This window comes from Kitasatospora sp. NPDC058046, assembly GCF_042885595.1.
Classification (GTDB): Bacteria; Actinomycetota; Actinomycetes; order Streptomycetales; family Streptomycetaceae; genus Kitasatospora.
The window spans coordinates 1-12,718 of record NZ_JBHVRS010000045.1 but is presented as its reverse complement, the minus strand read 5'-3'; the positions used below and the strand labels follow the sequence as shown (position 1 = coordinate 12,718).

Here is a 12,718-nt window from a genome sequence, read left to right as displayed (position 1 = left end):
GCTGTTCCGGCCGCTCGGAGCGGCGGAGGTTGTCGCGGTCATGGGTCGAGCATGGTGGCGCCGGACCGTTCAGCACCAGCGATGAATTCTGAAGAGGACGCTTTAGTATCACTGCATGATGGACCTGGGGCGCCTGCGGGCGCTGCACGCGGTGGCGGTGCACGGCTCGGTCGGCGGGGCGGCCGCGGCACTCGGCTTCACGCCCTCGGCGGTCTCGCAGCAGATCGCCAAGCTGGAGCGGGAGACCCGGACGGTGCTGCTGGAGCGGCAGGGCCGCGGCGTGGTGCTGACCGACGCGGCGCGCGAGCTGGCCGTCACCGCGCAGACCGTGCTGGGGCTGGTGGAGCAGGCCGAGGTGCGGCTGGAGGAGCAGCGCGGCCAAGCCGTCGGGCGGCTGCTGGTGGCCGCGTTCCCGTCCGGTGCCCGCGGACTGATGCCCGGGGCGCTGGCCGACCTGCGGCGGCGCTGCCCGGAGCTGGACGTCCGGCTGCTGGAGCGCGACCCGTACCCGGCGGCCGAGCTGGTGGCCCGGGGCGAGGTGGACCTGGCGCTGGTACAGGACTGGCCGACCGTGCCGCTGCCGGTGCAGGAGGGGGTCTCCCGGATGGACCTCGGCACGGACCCGGTGGACCTGCTGCTGCCCGCCGACGACGACCTGGCCGCGCTCGACCCGGTGCCGGTGGAACGGCTGTGCGGGCAGCGCTGGATCAGCGTGCCACCGGGCAACATCTGCCACGACTGGCTGGTCCGCACCCTGCGCGAGGCCGGCGAGGAGCCGGACGTGCGCTACCAGGTCGGGGAGTTCGAGACGCAGATCGCGCTGGTCGCGGCCGGTCTGGGGATGGGCCTGGTGCCGAGGCTCGGGCGGGGCCCGCTGCCGCCCGGGGTGGCGGCCCGCCGGGTGGCGCCGGAGCCGGGCCGCCGGGTGTTCGCGCTCTGGCGCTCCCAGGCCTCCCGGCGGCCGGCCATCACCGAGGCGCTGGCCTCGATGCGGGAGTGCTGGGGGCGGCTTCCGGGCTGAGGGCCGCGGCGGCCGGTCGCCCGACCGCCGGGCCGATCGGTCCCGTACCGGTCGCGGTCTCGGGGCTGGGACCAGGGCGAGGACCGGTGCGGGCCTCAGCCCGCGAAGCCGATCACCAGCCACATGAAGCCGACCCCGGCCACGGTGCAGAGCAGGGTGCTGCGCGAGGGGTGCGGGCTGTGCGCCTCGGGGAGGATGTCGGAGGTCGCCAGGTAGAGCAGGAAGCCGGAGAAGAAGCCCAGGTAGAGGCCGAGCAGGTGCCCCGGGATGGTGAACGCCAGGGTGATCGCCGCGCCGGACACCGGGGCCACCGCGTCCGCGGCGAGCAGGGTCAGCGCCCGCCGCCGGTTGTTCCCGTACAGGCGGGTGATCGTGTACGTGTTGAAGCCGTCGGCGAAGTCGTGCGCGACCACGGCGATGGCCACCACCGTGCCGACCGTGGTGCCCGCCTGGAAGGCGGCGCCGATCGCGAAGCCGTCCATCACGCTGTGCCCGACCAGGGCCAGTGCGGCGGTCAGCCCGACGCCCTGGTGCCCGGCGGAGCGGGCGTCCCCGTGGTGGTGGCCGTGGGAGTGCGCGGCGTACTCGCCCTCGTGGCCGCGGTGGATCGCGACGGCGCGCTCGATCACGTGGATGGTGAGGAAGCCGGCCGCGAACAGCAGCAGCGCCTGCGGCACGCCGTGCACCTCGCCCGGCGCCTGGTGGAGCGCCTCGGGCAGCAGGTCGAAGGCGACCACGCCGAGCATCAGTCCGGCGGCGAAGCCGAGCACCAGGTGGCGGCGGTCGCGGGTGCGCTGGGCGACGAAACCGCCGATCAGGGTCATCAGGAACGCCGCGGCGGCGACCAGTACCGCGGTCATCGGTCCGACTCCTTCACAGGTCCGGCCGAGTCGCCGGGGCCTTCGCCGGGTGGTGCGCCGAGCGCTCTGCCCATTCCTCTCCCCCTGGGATCCGCCCGTGGCCGGGCCGACCGCCGACCGTACCGGACGCCCGTTCGACGGTGATCACCCGGGGGTGCCGGGGCCGGGGTGCCGTTCCCCCAGCCTCGGCCCAGACCTGCCGGGGCGCCCGACGGATGGGCCGTTCGGGTGAGGCCGGCGACGGGCCGACCCGCCGGGACGGGGCGGTGGGCAAAGGCTGCTGAACAGGGCCGATGTGGTGAGCGGGCGGCGGGTCAGCCGCCGGTTGCGAGCGGGAGGCCGAGGTGGGTGTGGGCGAGTTCGCGGACGCCGTCGCCGTCGATCAGGTGGATGTGCCGGCGGCCCTCCTCGGCGGTGAGGTCCAGCACCTCCTCGGTGAACCGGCCGGTGGTCAGCCGCAGGCCGCGCTCGGCGGACTCCTCCCCGACCGCCTCGGCCAGGGTCTCGATCTGCTCGGCGCCGATCGACCCGGTGTCCCGGGAGGCCCACACCACCCAGCGGCCGGGCAGCGAGGTGCCGGGGGCGCCCTCGCCGGTGGCGACCAGCCCGGCCGGGCCGCGCAGCCGGACGCTCCACTGCGCGATCCCGCCGCGGGTCAGCAGGTCCCGCACCAGCTGGGCGAACTCGTTGGCGGACAGGTCGGCGGCGGCCGGCACGGTGGCCCCGGCCTGGGCGGCGGGCCGGACACCGGCCCGGTCGTACGGGTCCGGGGTGACGGCGGCGCCGAGCTGGCGCAGCCGTACCAGGGCCTCGTCCTGCTCGGCGTCGGCGTAGACGCCCTCGTCGTCGCGCTCCTCGTACGGGGTGCCCGGCGGCAGCAGCCGGGTGCGGGCCAGTGCGTCGCGGTCGGCGTCCACGCTGACCAGGCAGAGCGGCTCGGCCGTGGCGGGATCGCGCAGCCAGCCGTTGAGGACGACGCCGGCGAGTATCTCGTCGGTGTCCACGGCGTCGGCGGCCTGCAGGGCCCGCAGGGCGAGCCGGGCGACCAGCCGCAGGTAGTCGGTGGCCCGGTCCGCGGGCGGGCGCGGCACCGGGAGGATGTCGCCGTCCGGGGCGAGCCGGTAGCCGGCGAGCGAGGGCACCAGGTCGAGCGGCGGCAGGTCGAGGTCCAGCACGGCGGTGCGGGTGAGCGGGCGGAAGACCGCCCGGCAGGGGGCGGGCAGGTCCTGGGTGGCGGTCTCGGCGGCGGCCAGCGCCCGTTCCAGCAGCGACTCCACGGCGGCCGGCTCGGCCAGCCGGTAGGCCCGACGGCACTCCTCCAGGCTCTCGTTGTACTCGCGCACGGCGCGGGCCCGGGCCTCCTCGGCCGCCTCGTGGGCGCGCCGGGACTCGTCGGCGGCCGGGCTGCCGGCCTCGGCCCGGCGGGTGCGCCACTCGCGCAGGGCGCGCTGGTGGGTGAGCCGGGCCTGGGCCAGCTCGCGCTGGTAGCCGGAGTCGAGCAGCCGGCGGGACGGGCCGCCCTCCGGGTCGGCCACGGGCGGTTCGGCGGGCGCGAAGTCCTGCCAGCGGGGCTCGGACTCCTCCTCGGCGCCGCCGCCGGGGCCGTCGGCCGGGTAGGGGCGGGGCTGGTAGTGGCGCAGCTGGCTCTCGAAGTCCATGGCGGAGACGGGCAGCGCGGCGCGCCGCAGCAGATCGGCCAGCCGGTCGTGCTCGGCCTGGACGGCGCGGGTGCGGTGGTGGGTCAGGGTCGCGGCCCGGGCGTGCGCCGCCACGGCCTCGTCCGGGTCGGCCTCGCCGGGGCCGGGCTCGGACGGTCCTTCACCGGTCGGTCCGTTGCCAGTGGGTCCGTTGTCGGTGCGCCCGTTGCCAGTGGGTCCGCTGTCGGTCGGTCTGTCACCGGTCGGCCCGTCGCCGGACGGGCCGTCACCGGTCGCACCGCCACGGGGGCGGTCGGCGGCGGCGCCGTCCGGCTCCTGGCCGTTCTCGGCTCCGAGGTCGCGGAAGACCGAGGCGAGGAAGCCCGGCCGGGGGAACTGGACGGTGGCGGTTCCGTCGGACTGGCCGTCTGCTGAGTCCTGCATCGGTCGTCGTTCCCCCATGCTCGTCCGGCGCCTGCCCGGGGCGATCGGCGAACCTGTGGGCCCGCCCCTGCCGGACATTGTCCCCCGAACGGGCGCGGCGGTCAGCCAAGCCGCTCAGTTGGTCCGGGTGTTGGTGAGGTGCAGGCCGATGTAGCCGACGTAGATCCGGCCGCTGCCGGAGCAGTCGTCCAGGTAGTGCAGCCGGGGCGCGGTACGGCCGCCGCCGATCCGCAGGTGCGCGCCCATGAACGCGCGCCGGGAGGAGTCGACGCATTCCGGCACCGGCAGCATCCGCTCGCGCTTCCACTTGGTGTGGCTGAACACCGTCCGGGACTCCCCGCGGACCGCCTTGCGGGGCGGGAAGCGGTGACAGCCCTCGGGGGTGCGCTCGCACCACTGCTTGAAGTCCCCGCCGGCCGCGCCGCGCACGGCCGCCTCGGCGTACTCCTGGAGTGCCGTCAGCCCGTCCCAGGCGAGCCGGGCCCAGCCGGCGCCGGCGCACTGCAGCTCGTCCAGGGCGAGCGCGACCTTCTGGTCACCGGTGAAGGTCACCAGCGGGAACTCGCCGAGTCTGGCCATGAGTTCGGTGAAGGTGTCGGGCGTGCCGCAGCCGTCGGGGGGCTGGACCACGGAGTGCGGCCCGCCGACCGGTCCACCGCCCGGCGCCACGCAGTGGCGCCCGGTCAGGGCGCGGGCTCCGGAGCGGAGACGGCCCTCCCGGACGTCCCGGCCGTCGCGGCCCTCCCGGCCCTGGCCCCGTTCCCGGTGTTCGCGGCGCTCCACCCGCAGGGTGTGCCGGACCCGCTCCAGCTCGTCGGCCCTGCCCTGCTGCTCGGCGCGGTCCTGTTGCTCCTCCCGGGCGAGCGCGGCCAGCTCCACGCCCTGGTACGGGGCGGCCGGGCCGGAGGTCCGTTCGACGACCTGCTCGACGGTGCCCGCGGGCATCCGCTCGACGGTCTCCTCGGCCACCTGACCGACGGCCTGCTCCGCGCTCGGCTCCACGGTCCGTTCTGCTGCCTGCTCCGCGTCCCGGCGGAGCTGCGGCGGCGGGACGCGCAGCACCGGGACCGCCGCCAGCGGCGGTGGCAGCGGCTGCTCCGCGGCCAGGCGGCGCGGCTCGCGGGCGAGCAGCCCGGCGGCGCGGCGCAGGTCCTCTTCTATTCGGCCCCGGGCGAGTACCGGATGTCGGGCGCTGTCCTGCCGGGAGGCCGGGTCGACCTCGGGCAGGTAGGTGCGCACCGCCCCGCCGTAGACGGTGTGGTACTCCAGCGCGACGTTGAACCCGGTGCGGGCGCCGGGGTCCAGCACGTAGGCGGTGGCGAGGCCGGGCAGCTGCTGGCAGAGCGGGGCCACCACGTCCCGCACCCAGCTGTCGAGCGGCAGGTTCACCGGGACGCTGGCCACCACGGTGGGCAGCCTGCGCTCGGGGTCACACAGCTCGTCGATCAGGGCGTCGACCTCGTCGGCCGTGATCACCCGGGGGCCGGAGTGGACGGCGGTCGGACCGTCGGTGGCGTCGAGCAGCGGGAGGAGCGTGCGGGCGAGTTCGGGCACCGGCACCCGGCACGGGGTGCGCACACCGCTGCCGGTGCTGTGGGTCTCGGCCTCCAGCCGGACCCAGGTGGGGCCGTCGGAACCGGTGGCCACGGTGAGGGTGAGCTGCTGGGTGCCGTGCGGGGCCGGGGTGCGCAGGCGGCGGCGGTCGTACCGCCCGGCGCCCGGGCCGCCGCGCAGCGGACCCTGGTCGCGGTCGAGCAGGACGCGCTCGCCCAGGCGGAGGCGCTCGGCGGTGGGAGCCGGCTCGGTGCCCTGCTCGGCGGGGGCGCGGTGGGCCGGCGGGGGCTCTTCGAAGCCCTCCTGCTTCAGCCAGCAGGCCAGTTGTTCGTCGGCCAGGGCGACGGCCTCGGCATGCGTGAGGGCCGTGGTGACCGTCATCCGGTAGGGCGTCGCGGGGCCGCGGGGGCCGGGCAGGTCTGCGGCGGCGTGCGAGCGGACGCGGTTCGGGGCGGGGCGGTTCGCGATCGGATGGTTCGAGGTCGGACGGCTCGTCGGGTGGTTCGTCGAGTGGCTCGTGGGGCGGTTCGAGGTCGGGTTCGTCGCGGACTGGGAATTCGAGGTCGATCGATCCGAGGTCATGCGCATACCTCCGTGGTGCGGGGTGGGGTCCTGTGTCCTCCATCGATGGTTTCGTCCGGTTCTGCCGGAGCCTTGCCCAGGAAACGCCACGGCCCGGAGCGGAAGTTCCAACTCCGGGCTACGACACTACGTTCGGGTGAATCTGCTCAAGCGGTCTTCCGCGTGGCGCGGGGCCTGGGCTACGGGAAACGGCCGGTCACGGGCCGTCCGACGGATCGTCCGACCCCCGGGGCCCAGGAGCTACCCCCCGCCCCGGCGACCAGAGCGGCACCTCGGGTCAGACCGGCACCTCGACGTACGTGCGGCCGGCCGGGACCGCCACCGCGGTACCGCCGGTCGCCTCGGCCAGCCAGGTGTGGAAGTCCGCCACGTCCGGCTCCGGCACCCCCACCTCGATCCGCACCCCGGCGGCCTCGTAGGCCAGGTCGCTCACCGTGTACCCGGCCGCCCGCAGGTCGTTCTCCACCCGCCCGGCCCGGACGTGGTCCACCGTCACCGCGAGCAGCGCGACCGGGCGGCGCTCCAGCAGGCCGACCTCGTCCACCGCCTCCGACACCGCGTTCCCGTACGCCCGCACCAGGCCGCCCGCGCCGAGCTTGATCCCGCCGAAGTACCGGGTGACCACGGCGACCGTGTCGGTCAGCCCGCGTCGGCGCAGCACCTCCAGCATCGGCACCCCGGCCGTGCCGCCGGGTTCGCCGTCGTCGCTGGAGCGCTCGCGGCGCTGCTCGTCGCCGACCACGAAGGCGGTGCAGTTGTGCCGGGCGTCCCAGTACTGCTTGCGGATGCCCGCGATGAAGGCCTGTGCCCCCTCCTCGTCGGTGACCCGGGCGAGGTGGCAGATGAACCGGGACTTCTTGATCTCGGTCTCGTGGCTGCCGGCCCGCCGGATGGTGAGGTACGGCCTGGCGGTGGGCTCCGGCGTGGCGGACATGGCGCGGGGGTCCTCCCGAGGACGGTGAAGGCTGACGGCGCGCGCCCCGGGACACCGGGGCGGCACCGCCAGCCTAGTTGGCGCACGACGGGAGGGATCAACGGCCGGGGGCCGGGAGCCGGCCGAGCCGGAGGATCGACGGCCGGGACCCGACTGTCGGACGCGGACGGGTCAGCGGCCGGCCAGGGCGTTCAGCCGCCCGCGGTCCAGGCCGGTCAGCGCGGTGGCCTCGGTGAGGTCGACGGCGCCGCAGTCCAGTCCGCGCAGCAGGTAGCCGCTCAGCGCCCGGGCGGTGGCCGGCTCGTCCATCACGTCGCCGCCCGCCTTGGCGACGTACGCGGCCAGCCGCGCGGCGGCGGCCGCCAGGCCCTCGCGGTAGAAGGAGTAGACCGCGACGTAGCGGGTGGGCAGGTGCGCCGGGTGCATGTCCCAGCCCTGGTGGTAGGCGCGGGCCAGCGAGCGGCGGACCAGGCCGTGGTGGAGCTTCCAGGCGGCGTGCACCTGTTCGGTGGAGCCGGTCGGGACGACGTTGGTCGAACCGTCGGAGAGCCGCACCCCGGTGCCCGCGGCCGCCACCTGCATGACCGCCTTGGCGTGGTCGGCGACCGGGTGGTCCATGCTCTGGTGGGCCGCGCTGACGCCGCAGGCGGCGCTGTAGTCGAAGGTGCCGTAGTGCAGGCCGGTGGCGCGTCCCTCGGCGGCCTCGATCATCCGGGCGACGGTGGCCCGGCCGTCCGGGCCGAGGATCGCCTGGGTGGTCTCGATCTGGATCTCGAAGCCGATCCGGCCGGCGGGCAGCCCGGCCCGGCCCTCGAAGTCCTCCAGCAGCCGGACCAGCGCGGTGACCTGCTCGGCGTAGGTCACCTTGGGCAGGGTCAGGACCAGGCCTTCCGGGAGCCCGCCGTTGGCCAGCAGGGTGGCCAGGAACAGCTCCAGGGTGCGGATGCCGCGGGCCCGGACGGCGGCCTCCATGCACTTGGTCCGGATGCCGAGGTACGGCGGGGCGCCGCCCTCGGCCACCGCCGCGGCGACCAGTTCGGCGGCGCGGACGGCGGCCGCGTCCTCCTCGGCGTCGGGGCGGGGTCCGTACCCGTCCTCGAAGTCGATCCGCAGGTCCTCGACCGGCTCGCGCTGCAGCTTGGCGCGGACCCGGGCGTGCACGTCGGCGAGCAGCTCGTCGTCCGCGACGCCGAGGGCTCGGGCCAGTTCGGCGGGGGTGGCGGCGTGGCGGTCGAAGGCCTCCAGGGCCCGGCGGCCCCACTCCCGCACGGTGTCGGCGCCGAAGGCGTCGGCCGGGACGTAGACGGTGTGCACCGGCTGCCTGGTCCCGGGCTCACCCGGGTAACGGCGCGCCAGATCGGCGTCGACCGGGGCGAGCAGTGCCTCCACCGCGGCACGGGCCCCGGTGGAGAAGGAGGCCCCGTCCGCCGGCCCGTTTCCGTCGACCCCGACCCGTGTCATCCGCACTCCCCATGCCGAACCAGCGCTTCAACAGTTTGTTGAGGCGAAGGTAGCTCCGGCGGGATCGGGCGTCAATGGCCGCCCGAGCCCTGGACGGTGGCGGCGGTCAGTCCCGCCCGGCGGCGGCGTAGCGCTCGTTCAGCTCCGGGTAGAGGTCGGCGACCTCCTTGGGGTGGACCGAGCCGTCCGGTCCCTTGCCGGTGACGCCGTACTCCCTGGTCAGCCAGTCGGCGAGGCGCTGGGGGTCGGGCTGGTGGCTGTGGGCGTCCATGTACGAGACGAGCGCCGCGTAGGCGACGTCCGGGTCGAGGCGCGCGGGCGCCGGGGAGAACGCGGACTGCTCGGCGCGGGCCGACTCGGCGGCCGGGACCGGGTGCGCCAGCTCGGCGGGCTGCGCGAACTCGGCGGGCTGCTCGGGCTGCTCGAACTGCTCGGACCGCTGCTGCGGGCCGACCGGGTGCTGGGCCTGCGGACCGGGCGCGGGCTCGGCGGCCGGGCCCGGGGCGACGGCTGCGGCAGGGGCGGGGGCGGGCTCCTCGGCGACCGGGCGCGGGGGCTTGAACCAGGGCGAGGCCTGCCCGGGCACCCGACCGCCCGGGGCGGCGTCGGTCGGGTGGCCGGTGGTGCGGACCGGGCGCTCGGTCCAGACGTTCAGCTCCTCGCCGCGCGGCTGCGGGGCGGCCTCCGCCGCCGCGTCCGGCTCCTGGGCGGCCCGCAGCCGGACGGCGGCCAGCTTCGCGAGCATCGGCGCGGCGACCTCGGCGGACAGCGGGGTGACGGCAGCGGGCGCCTGCGGCTGCGGCTGCTCGGGCTGAGCCTGCGGCTGCCCCTGGACCTGGTCGGGCTGGGCCTGCTGGGCGTGCTGGACCTGCGGGGCGGCCGGCTGGACGGCCTGCGGTGCCTGCTGCGGGTGCGGGGGCTGCTGGGCGTGGGCCTCGGCGGCCGGGGCGATGGCCGCGGCGACGCGGTTCTCCTGCGGGGCCACCCCCGGCGTCTCCTGCTCCGCCGGCACCTCCTTGACGTCGCGCGCCCGGCCGTCGTCGTCGAGCCGGTCGAGCAGCGCCGGGTCCAGCGGCACGCCGAACTTGGCGAGCTTGAGCGGCAGCAGCGCCTGGATCGGTGCCGAGCGGCGCCAGCCGCGGCCGTACCGGAAGCGCAGCTGCGCCCGGTAGACCAGGCGGTTCTGCTCCAGCCGGATGACCTCGTCGTAGGAGCGGAGCTCCCAGAGCTTCATCCGCCGCCAGAGCCGGAAGGTCGGCACCGGGGAGAGGAGCCAGCGCATCACCCGGACCGACTCCATGTGGCGGTCCGCGGTGATCGCCGCGATCCGGCCGACCGCGTGCCGCGAGGCCTCGACCACGACGACGAAGAGCACCGGGATGACGGCGTGCATCCCCATGCCCAGCGGGTCGCCCCAGGAGGCGGCCGCGTTGAAGGCGATGGTGGCGACGGTCAGCAGCCACGCGGTCTGCCGCAGCATCGGGAAGGGTATCCGCAGCCAGGTCAGCACCAGGTCGAGCGCGAGGAGCACGACGATGCCGGCGTCCACACCGATCGGGAAGGCGTAGGAGAAGGCGCCAAAACCCTTCTGCTCGGCCAGGTCGCGCACCGCGTTGTACGAACCCGCGAAGCCGATGCCCGAGATGATGAAGGCACCGGCCGCGACCAGGCCGAGCAGGCCCCGATGGGCCTTGGTGAGCGTTGGGCGTGCCATTACGTCTATCAACCCCTGGATGTCGGCTGCTGCCGTACGCTGCCTCGGCTGCCGGGTCCCGTTTGGTCGGGCCGCCGGACCCCGTTGGTCGGGCCGCCGGACGGCTGGGCAACCTCCGGGCTCGGCTCACCGGAGTTTACTCGTACAGGTGTTTAGCGTGCCCACAGCCTGGGGTGTCACAGTGCGGCGGCCCGGCACCCGGCCCCCGGCACCACGCGGGGCCGGAACGGAGGCGCCGCCGGATCGTCAGCCGGTCTGCCCCGCCGTGCCGTTGAGGTAGGTCAGCACCGCCAGCACCCGGCGGTTGGCGTCCTCGTCGGGGGCGAGTTCGAGCTTGCCGAAGATGTTGGCGATGTGCTTGGCCACCGCGCCGTCGCTCACCGAGAGGCGGGCGGCGATCGCCGAGTTGGAACAGCCCTCGGCCATCAGCTCAAGCACCTCGCGCTCGCGCGGGGAGAGCCGCAGCAGCGGACCGGGCCGGCGCGAGGTGGTCTGCATCAGCTTGGCGATCACGTCCGGGTCCATCGCCGTACCGCCCGCCGCCACCCGGCGGACCGCGTCGATGAACTGCCCGGCGTTGAACACCCGGTCCTTCAGGAGGTAGCCGATCCCCCCGGTGCCGTCGGCCAGCAACTCCCGCGCGTAGAGCTGCTGGACGTGCTGCGACAGCACCAGCACCGGCAGGCCCGCGATCTCCCGACGGGCCTTGAGCGCCGCCTGCAGGCCCTCGTCGGTGAGCGTCGGGGGCAGCCGGACGTCGACCACGGCCACGTCCGGCCGGTGGGTCAGCAGCGCGTCCAACAGCTCGGGCCCGGTCTCCACCGCCGCGGCGATGGTGAAGCCGTGCGCTTCCAGCAGCCGGATCAGGCCTTCGCGAAGGAGGTAGAGGTCCTCGGCGAGGACAACTCGCACGGCAACTCCAAGGTGATGGTGGTGGGTCCGCCCGACGTGCTGTCGATGGAGAGGACACCGTCGAAGGTACCCAATCGCTTCTCGATCCCGCGCAGTCCGGTCCCCCGCGAAGGGTCCGCCACCCCCACCCCGTCGTCCGTCACCGTGACCCGCAGGAAGCCGGCCCGGTAGAGGATGTCCACCCACACCTGCTCCGCCTCCGAGTGCTTGGCCGCGTTGGCCAGCAGCTCGCAGATGCTGAAGTACACGGCGGCCTCCACCGGCGCCGGCGGCCGGTCCGGCAGGCTCACGCACACCTCGGTCGGCAGGGCGCTGTCCAGCGCCAGCGCCCGGACGGCGTCGCCCAGTCCGCGCTCGGCGAGCACCGGCGGGTGGATGCCGCGCACCAGGTCCCGCAGCTCCTGGAGGGCCCGGGCCGAGGACTGGCGGGCCTCGGCGAGGAGCTCCCGCGCGGCCTCCTGGTCGGTGTCCATCAGGTGCTCGATGGTGCCCAGCGTCATCCCGATCGCGACCAGTCGCGCCTGGGCGCCGTCGTGCAGGTCCCGCTCGATCCTCCGCAGCTCGGCGGCCTGGTTGCCGACCGCGTCCGCCCGGGTCTCGGTCAACTCGGCCACCCGCCTGGTCAGCTGGGCGTTCGTCGCCCGGCCGTCCTGGTCCAGCACCCGGCGGGCGGCCTCCACGTACCCCCGCACCGCGTACGGTGCCGCGAGTATGCCCGCGACGATCATGGCGGCCCCGAGCACGGCGCTCAGCAGGACGGCCACCATCCGGCTGCTCAACGGGCCGAACCCGTCCGCCGGCACCGGCCCGGCCAGGATATAGGCGACGCCCAGCCCGAGCAGGACGGCCACCGGGCCGGCGAGGGCCACCACGAGGAACGGGTTCGCCAGCAGCCAGAGCAGCTCGGCGCGGGTGGTCCGGTCCCGCAGGCCCCAGTGGACCACCTGGACGTACTTCGCCACCGTCCGCGACCGGTGGTAGGTGTAGCCCGTCCACCAGTGCCCCCGGCCGTCCAGCTCCAGCTCCGGCCGGGGCTCGTAGACCGCCGGCAGCCGGATGCCGAACCAGCGCTCCAGCTGGCCGCGGGTGCGGTTCGCGGTACGGCGGATGCTGGCGGCGGCCACCACGGCGCCGACGGTCGCTGCCACCAGGAGCGAGAGGAAGACGCCCAGGTCGTACGACTGCAGGAGCCGGGCCGTGACCGCCCCCGAGCAGATCGCCGCGCCCACCGGCAGCACCACTCCCGGCACCGCGGCCAACACCACCACACCGAGCCGCGCCAGCCCCTCACCGCCGGCCTTGAAGGCCGCCTGGGCCTGAGCACGTACGGACGCGCCGCTCGTACGACTCACTGTTGTCACGGGAAGCTCCTGATGCCGGTACCGATCGTCCTCCATCAGTCTTCACGAACCGTCCATCACCCACACTGGCCATGGCACCCCAAAACCGAGGTAGACCTAGGACCACCTGCGAGTGGAGGAAGTGACACCGACCGATGAGACAGTCTGAAAACGCGAAGAACCCCCATCCGGGACCCGGATGGGGGTTCTTCTGAAGAATTGTTCGGCGGCGTCCTACTCTCCCACAGGGTCCCCCCTG

General features: G+C 75.1%; 9 protein-coding genes. 1 reads left to right on the top strand and 8 read right to left on the bottom strand.

Features of this window, described 5'->3' with window-relative positions; all coding sequences use genetic code 11:
• Nucleotides 1–115 precede the first annotated feature (115 nt).
• Nucleotides 116–1,021, top strand: coding sequence for a LysR family transcriptional regulator (locus tag ACFVU7_RS43935; RefSeq protein ID WP_049651306.1), 906 nt, complete (start codon nt 116–118; stop codon nt 1,019–1,021).
• Between the two features lie 95 nt (nt 1,022–1,116).
• On the opposite strand, the gene ACFVU7_RS43930 is transcribed toward ACFVU7_RS43935, so the two are convergent.
• The 8 genes from ACFVU7_RS43930 to ACFVU7_RS43895 all read right to left on the bottom strand — a co-directional run bounded on the left by ACFVU7_RS43930 (nt 1,117) and on the right by ACFVU7_RS43895 (nt 12,480).
• Nucleotides 1,117–1,881: a ZIP family metal transporter gene (locus tag ACFVU7_RS43930; RefSeq protein WP_049651307.1), complete on the bottom strand. Its 765-nt coding sequence runs from the start codon at nt 1,879–1,881 to the stop codon at nt 1,117–1,119.
• Nucleotides 1,882–2,195: 314 nt separating this feature from the next.
• Nucleotides 2,196–3,962: a restriction endonuclease gene (locus ACFVU7_RS43925; protein WP_388052237.1), complete on the bottom strand. Its 1,767-nt coding sequence runs from the start codon at nt 3,960–3,962 to the stop codon at nt 2,196–2,198.
• Nucleotides 3,963–4,076: 114 nt separating this feature from the next.
• Nucleotides 4,077–5,897 (bottom strand): hypothetical protein, encoded by a 1,821-nt coding sequence (locus tag ACFVU7_RS43920; RefSeq protein WP_388052234.1) that lies wholly within the window; start codon nt 5,895–5,897, stop codon nt 4,077–4,079.
• Between the two features lie 478 nt (nt 5,898–6,375).
• Entirely contained in the window at nt 6,376–7,032 is a 657-nt protein-coding gene (locus ACFVU7_RS43915) for a YigZ family protein (protein WP_049659555.1), read from the bottom strand.
• A gap of 171 nt (nt 7,033–7,203) precedes the next feature.
• A complete protein-coding gene (locus ACFVU7_RS43910; RefSeq protein ID WP_388052231.1) occupies nt 7,204–8,493 on the bottom strand; it encodes a DUF6986 family protein in 1,290 nt (429 codons plus the stop codon).
• Nucleotides 8,494–8,599: 106 nt separating this feature from the next.
• A complete protein-coding gene (locus ACFVU7_RS43905) occupies nt 8,600–10,207 on the bottom strand; it encodes a DUF2637 domain-containing protein (protein WP_388052228.1) in 1,608 nt (535 codons plus the stop codon).
• A gap of 246 nt (nt 10,208–10,453) precedes the next feature.
• A complete protein-coding gene (locus ACFVU7_RS43900) occupies nt 10,454–11,119 on the bottom strand; it encodes a response regulator transcription factor (RefSeq protein ID WP_049659962.1) in 666 nt (221 codons plus the stop codon).
• On the bottom strand, nt 11,071–12,480 hold the full coding sequence (locus ACFVU7_RS43895; RefSeq protein WP_241853231.1) for a sensor histidine kinase: 1,410 nt from the start codon (nt 12,478–12,480) through the stop codon (nt 11,071–11,073). Before ACFVU7_RS43895 ends, ACFVU7_RS43900 begins: the two co-directional genes overlap by 49 nt.
• Nucleotides 12,481–12,718 lie beyond the last annotated feature (238 nt).